The following is a 915-nucleotide window of genomic DNA, read 5'->3' on the forward strand; positions in this document are numbered from 1 at the left end:
CGCCTGGACCCCGCCCCCATGCGGGCCCGCTACCGGGCGGACGGCCTGCTGGAGGACGAGCTGGCGCCGGACCCGATCACCCAGTTCGCCCGCTGGTTCACCGGGGCGGCGGAGGCCGGGGTGTACGAGCCCAACGCCATGGTGCTCTCGACGGCGGACGAGCGGGGGGTGCCCTCCTCCCGCACCGTGCTGATGAAGGAGTACGACGAGCGCGGCTTCGTCTTCTTCACCCACTACGGTTCCCACAAGGGTCGGGACATCGCGGCCAACCCCCGTGTGTCGCTGCTCTTTCCCTGGCACCCGATCGCCCGGCAGGTGATCGTCGCGGGGACGGCCCGGCGCACGGACCGGGGGGAGAGCGCGCGGTACTTCCGCACCCGGCCGCACGGCTCCCAGCTGGGGGCGTGGGCGAGCGACCAGTCGGCTCCGGTGGCCTCCCGCGAGGAGTTGGACCACCGGTACGCGGCGTTGGCCGAGCGGTACCCGGAGGCGGAGGACGTGCCGGCCCCGCCGCTGTGGGGCGGTTTCCGGGTGGAGCCGGAGGCGGTGGAGTTCTGGCAGGGCCGGGAGAACCGGCTGCACGACCGGCTGCGGTACGTCCGGGGGGAGGGCGGCCGGTGGGTGGTGGAGCGGTTGTGCCCGTGAGCCGGCCGTGACGCGCCCGGGCCCCACATCGCGTCGCCCCGTGGCACCGGGTGACGGCGGCCCGGGAGGGGCCCGGACAGCGGACGACCCGCAGGCCGTGGTCCCCCCGGAGGGGGAGCCGGCCGGACGTACCGGCGGCCTGCGGGTCGGGTGGACTGCTGGGAATGGGCCGGCGACGCCGGCGCCGCACGAAGTGCGGGGCGGGTCGCTAGACCGCAGCCACCTCACGCGTCCGGTTGTCACTCATCTGCCGAACCACCTCCCTTCTCG

The 915-nt window shown here is 75.2% G+C and carries 1 protein-coding gene; it reads left to right on the forward strand.

Annotation, left to right across the window (positions count from 1 at the left end; genetic code table 11):
- Positions 1-3 precede the first annotated feature (3 nt).
- The gene (pdxH, locus tag FNQ90_RS25030; RefSeq protein ID WP_228471594.1) at positions 4-645 is read left to right on the forward strand and encodes a pyridoxamine 5'-phosphate oxidase; all 642 of its coding nucleotides are present in this window, start codon (positions 4-6) and stop codon (positions 643-645) included.
- Positions 646-915: the final 270 nt, after the last annotated feature.

It is taken from the genome of Streptomyces alkaliphilus (assembly GCF_014141535.1).
Classification (GTDB): Bacteria; Actinomycetota; Actinomycetes; order Streptomycetales; family Streptomycetaceae; genus Streptomyces; species Streptomyces alkaliphilus.